At 54.6% G+C, this 2,056-nt stretch carries 3 protein-coding genes; all 3 read right to left on the bottom strand.

The features are described 5' to 3' along the window. Window positions 1-214 (bottom strand): hypothetical protein (locus tag ACP5J3_RS13680; RefSeq protein WP_428496192.1); only part of this gene is annotated, 214 nt, incomplete at its 3' end. A 282-nt stretch (window positions 215-496) separates the two neighbouring features. Further along, window positions 497-982, bottom strand: coding sequence for a hypothetical protein (locus ACP5J3_RS13675; RefSeq protein ID WP_428496191.1), 486 nt, complete (start codon window positions 980-982; stop codon window positions 497-499). 25 nt (window positions 983-1,007) lie between these two features. Continuing rightward, window positions 1,008-2,056 (bottom strand): hypothetical protein (locus tag ACP5J3_RS13670; protein ID WP_428496190.1); only part of this gene is annotated, 1,049 nt, incomplete at its 5' end.

Raw genomic sequence — 2,056 nt, 5'->3', positions numbered from 1 at the left:
ATTTAAGCGTGCCAGCCGTAACTACTCTATCTTGGTCAAAGCCTCTAACCTCTACTCTTGGCGTGGCGTTGGGGACCACTACCCAATGCCTAATATACAGAACGCCAATGTGGTTGACATTCCAACTGATGTCTCCCTCGCCCCCTTGGAATATTAACTTAGCGCCTGCCAAAACCGTACAGATTAACAATGCCGCAATGATAATACGCAACATATTAGAATTATGTGAATATTATAAAAACATTCTCCTATGCCAAACAACGCCCCGATATTCAGGTTTTAAAGTAATCTAAACAACGACGCCTCTTTTGTTTACGAAGCGCCTATCAGAGCCGTGTGAAGCGCGCTACGCTGTTGTAGATCAACAAATGTAAATATATATATGAGGTACAGTCGATAAAGGCAAAGAACGCTCCTTATGAAGCATTTAAAAGAGTAAAGGTAACAAATCTGGTGGTGAATTCTCCGCGGCTGAGTTTTACTCGTCTCCTGTTGCCTATTTCCTTCTTAGGATTAGGAGGGCGGCTATAACCCCGGCGATGATTATTATCATAGCGCCGATCACCGCAACGAGGGTGTTGGGGCTTTGTGTGGGCGCGGCTGAGGTCATCGGTGTCTCTGTTCGCCGTATTACATAAATCTGCGGTTCGGTTGTTATACGGGGCGTGTAAAGCTGGCAAGTAACCATCTTATCAACTCTCTCGCTTCTGTAGTCGGAGTATAGAACCTCAAGTATCTTAACGGCTTCGCCGCTGGGCACTTGTCCTATCACGGGGTTACTTCTCGGCGTTGTGGAGAGAAGGGCCGTTAGGGCGCCGGTGGTGACGTTTTCAAATTCTTGGCTTGGCGTGATGGGCCCCTCTACGAGTACCGCCAGCACGTCGCCGTATATTTTGACGGCGCAACTCTGTGTCTGTGTAATAAGCTCCACAGACGCCGCTTGGGCAAACAGCGCCAGCAGTAGGGTAAGCATTCCCCACACACCGGCCGAACCGTTTATTGTCATATCACTTCGAGACGTCTTGGCGCTGGGTATCTTCCGTCCTTACCTTTGTCTTATCTTCCTCTCTCACTCTTGTCTCCTCACCGGTGTACGGCCTCACCTCGAGCTCTACTGTAATCTCTTCTCTCTGCCTCTTTCTGAGCCTGTACATAGTTGCGGCGACTGCACCACCTGCCGCTACGGCTCCCAGCGCCGCCGCCGGCGTATAGTTTGTGGTGTAGTGGATGTAAATGGTAAGGGGAGCGTCGACGATCATAGATATGGAGGGGCTCCGGCCTGTGGCGGAGCCCGCCGTCCAGTCGGCGAATACGGCCGGCGTCAGTGGGTTGGAGGGTGGCTTGTACCTATCTGCACTGTCGGTAAATGTGGAGCCCTCGTCGACCCACGTGTAGTTCCGGGCCACATCCCTCCCGTCGTACATCACCACAACCTGTACCAGATATTGTTTTGTCCACAGAGGCTGGCACTGCATTGCCTTGTCGACCGCCACCTCGGCACTCTGGGCGCTGTAGGTTGTCCCGCCGCAACTCCACCCCCTCAACACATACCGCGTCTGCCCCCTCTCCACGACTGGGGGAACTGTCGCTGAGCCCTCCTCGACCCGCGCCGTGGGGCCGGCGGAGAGGCTTATCCTAGCCCCCTCGGCCAGCCACTGCTCTTTGTAGAGGGCAGTCACCTGGTCTGTGAACACAACTCTGTACTCCTTCTGCCACCGTAGGCGGCACCGCGCTGGCCGCTCTGCCACGAGCATCGCCGTGGCCCCTTGCGTCTCCAGCTTGCATCCCTCTGCGTCGAGGAGCCTTAGCCTGGCGTCGGGTGAGAGCTCGACGATGAGAGGCGTTTTCATGGTAAAGGCGGTGCCAACTGGTGTCCAATAGATCCCGCCGAGACGTCCCTGGGGGTCCTCCACGACGACTCTATATTCCTCTCTGTACTGCGCCGTGCAACTCACGGGCCCCACTACGGTTAAGGTACCCGTTGCGGGACAGCCCGTACCCGTCCACCCAGTGAAGATCTTCCTAGTGTCCCCCGTTGTTATCTCCTGCTGTATTG

Source organism: Pyrobaculum sp., from assembly GCF_049971835.1.
In the GTDB taxonomy this organism is placed as follows: domain Archaea; phylum Thermoproteota; class Thermoprotei; order Thermoproteales; family Thermoproteaceae; genus Pyrobaculum.
The sequence above is the reverse complement of the archived record's forward strand: the minus strand, read 5'-3'. Positions and strand labels throughout refer to the sequence as shown.